1 protein-coding gene is annotated in these 3,787 nt (G+C 42.4%); it reads left to right on the plus strand.

What is annotated here, in order from left to right; genetic code table 11:
* The coding region (locus tag EA341_RS00390; protein ID WP_293010701.1) for a glucoamylase family protein at positions 1-3,787 on the plus strand (3,787 nt) is incomplete at both ends.

Here is a 3,787-nt window from a genome sequence, read left to right on the forward strand (position 1 = left end):
TCTGATTGTCACCAAAGAAGGTATCAAACAGGCCATGAGCCAAAAAGGTGTTTACAAAAATTTCAATAAAGGCCTGCAGGATACACTCTTGACCATTCAGGGAATTTTTGTCAATTATAAAAATGGAAATCTCATACCCAGCCCAATTTATGATCAAATCCAGCATTTCACCATCAAAATGCTCGACCAACTTTCCAAAGCAGAAGAACAAGGAGATTCTCCGGGATTTGACCTGTTGAAGGACTTGAAAAAAGATGCTGTTGAGCTTTGCGCCACCAACCTGCTCCCATTGGGAAGCACTGTGGATGATCGCATGATGGGCAACTTACTCTTTTGGATAGAGAGCCCATTAAAACATATAGAAAAAGCTTTAGATGAGTATAAATGCCTTTTGAATCCGTCAAATCTGGAAACCGACGACTACTCAGCAGAAGAGCTCAGTGTCCTTTTCAGAGAAAGTTATCAAAACCAGCCGTGCGATCAACTGCTTGAAAAATGGCAGCGCCAATCCTTGGAAATCATCATGCTCTCAGAGACCATGTTAGACGAAATGGACTTCTCTTTCCTTTATCTGGAAAAGAGAGGATTATTCAGTATCGGTTATAACCTGGATATTGCCCAGTTTGACAAAAGTACTTACGACCTGTTGGCAAGTGAAGCAAGGATCGCATCCTTTATAGCGATTTCCAAAGGTGACGTTCCGGTTGAACACTGGTTCAGGCTGAGCAGGAGATTAACCAGTATCAACGGGGAGGAAACTTTACTTTCATGGGGTGGGACAATGTTTGAGTATTTGATGCCTTTACTTTTTCTTAAATCTTATCCTGACACCCTTATAAGCCACACATATCAAAATGTGATCGATTGGCAGAAAAAATACGGAGACAACAGAGAACTGGTATGGGGCTTTTCTGAAAGTGCCTATTACTTTCTCAATATTGAAATGCACTATCAATACAGAACTTTTGGAGTTCCTGGACTTGGTTTGAAACGCGGCTTGGCCGACGAATATGTAGTGGCACCCTATGCTTCCATGCTCGCTTTGATGGTGGAATCAAAAAACACCATCCAAAACTTACTTGAAATTGAAAAAACAGGCGGTCTGGGAGTCATGGGATTCTATGACGCGATAGATTATACGCCTTCTCACCTCAATACGGAGGAGCCCTTTAAAATCGTAAAGTCTTACATGGTTCACCATCATGGAATGAGTTTGTTGGCATTGGATAACTTTTTGAACGGCTGGACCATCAGCAATAATTTCCATGCTGACCTCCGCATCAAAAGCTGTGAGCTATTGCTTCAGGAGAGAATTCCAAGAGGTCAACCCATCAAAGAACCGCATCCCATTGATGCCGAGCTTGAACCCGGAGAGAAAGCTTCTGTCCAGAATATTGCAGAACATTCCGGAATCAATGAGCTGGACATAAGCCCACCAAGGCTACATACCCTTTCAAACGGAGATTTCTCAACCATGATAACCCATGGCGGAACCGGTTACTGCAGCTCTAGGGGAATTGTACTGAATGCCTGGAAACCTGACATAACAACAGATCCACTCGGACTCTTTTTCTATATCAAGGATCTGGAGAACGATAAATATTGGTCTGCGATGCATCAACCCGTCAAACGGAGACCTGACAGGTATGATACCTGGTTCCACAATGGTAAAGTTGTATGTTCAAGAGTAGATGAATGGATTGAAACAACAACAGAAATATGTGTTTCTCCAGATCACCAGATCGAACTCAGAAAACTTACACTGACCAATTATTCAGACCGCCAGCGAACATTGGAAATCACCAGTTATGCTGAGGTGGTCTTGAACAGGCTTCCCGACCATAACTCACACCCTGCTTTTTCCAAATTATTCATCGAAACGGAATACCTCGAAGAGCATCATGCCATTATTGCAAAAAGAAGACCCCGAAGCAAGGAAGAAAATCCAAAGTGGCTGATTCACACCTTGGCTTTTAATTTTCAGGATGACCAGTCAGATACTGTAAGTTTTGAAACTGAAAGGTCCAATTTTATCGGAAAAGGAAGGTCTATGAGTAACCCTGAAGCCATGGACAACGGAAACACCCTGAGAGGATTTCAGGGAAACGTGTCTGATCCTATTGTAAGCTTTAGAAAACAGATCACATTGCTTCCCGGAGAAAAGGCCCAAATTACTTTTGGACTTGGATATGCCGATTCCAGGGAAGCTGCCATATATATGGCAGATATGTATGACAGTCAGCTTTCGGTCAATAGGACTTTTGACCTGGCTTCCATCTATGGTTTGGTGGAATTAAACCATCTCAATATTAAAACAGCCCAAGCTCACTATTTTCAGAAGCTGGCTTCTTATATTTTTTATGCCGATCCAACTTACAGAGCAGATGAGTACCATCTTTTGAAAAATGCAAAAAAACAGCAGGACCTCTGGGCCTATGGGATTTCGGGAGACTTCCCATTAATTGTATACCGAATCAACGAGACCAATCAACTCAAGCAGGTCAAACTTTTACTCAAAGCACATTCGTTTTGGCGTAAGAGGGGGATTGAATCCGAATTGCTCATCATCAATGAGCATGCCCCAGGATATATAGACGAAATCCAGGAATCTATCCAAGTAGCTATTGAATCTTCTCTTGAACGGGATGTCTTCAACAAAAGGGGAGGCATATTTATTTACAGGGCTGACAAAATCCAAGAAGAAGACATGACCCTGCTACTCAGCGTAGCGCACGCAGTCTTCAACAAAAAACTGCCTGATTTAACTAAACTCAAAAAACAAACGGAAACAAAGTCTTGGTATAAAAGTGATGAGGATGCTGTCTATCATCCCTTAACAGAAGATCATGAAGGCTTGAATACTGTTTACCAGGAGAAAAAGGAAAGGCTTCAGTTTTTCAATGGATATGGCGGATTTTCGGAAGATGGAAGAGAATACCATATTTTGGTAAAGAATGATCCGGAAACCAAATTTCCCGTGCTACCCCCAGTTCCCTGGATCAATGTCATTGCGAATCCAAAGTTCGGCTTTACAGTATCGGAAAGAGCTGCTGGATATACCTGGAGCGAAAACAGCAGGGAAAATAAGCTTACCACATGGTCAAATGATCCGGTTATCGATACCCACTCAGAGGCTTTTTACATCCGTGATGAAAACCGTATGAAATATTGGTCTCCCGCTCCTGGACCGGTTGTGGGTAATTCATTCTATCATGTTATACATGGCTTCGGATTTACGAGCTTCGAACACTCCTCCAATCAACTGGAGCAGAAACTGGTTCAATTCGTACCGGAAAATGACGCTGTCAAAATTTCAAAGCTTAGCTTACACAACAAGGGCAATAGCCCCATGAAGCTCTCAGTTTTCAGGTATTTGGACAGGGTATTGGGCGTGGAAAGATCAGCTTCCTCGAGGTTCGTCTATCAGGAAGTCTCGGACAATGGAAACATTCTGTTTGCCAAAAACAACTACAACAATGAATTTGCAGGTAGAGTAGTCTTTTCTGTAGTTATTAACCCATTGCAAAACAACCAATACAGGTTTACAACAGACCGGCAAGCATTCCTTGGAAGAAACCGTTCACTGAGGCAGCCTTTTGCAATTGCTTCTGAAAAGAACCTTGACAATAAAGTGTTGAATGGCGGTGATCCCTGCTCAGCTTTACAGAGTACCTTTCAATTAGAAGCCGGTGAAAGTGTCAGTATCCTTTTTCTGGAAGGAGAAAGCAATTCCAAAGCAGAGGCCGAAAAAACCATACACCAGTATTTCGATTCGGAAAAAGCTGAT

The sequence above is a fragment of the Mongoliibacter sp. genome (assembly GCF_007692705.1).
GTDB lineage: Bacteria > Bacteroidota > Bacteroidia > Cytophagales > Cyclobacteriaceae > Mongoliibacter.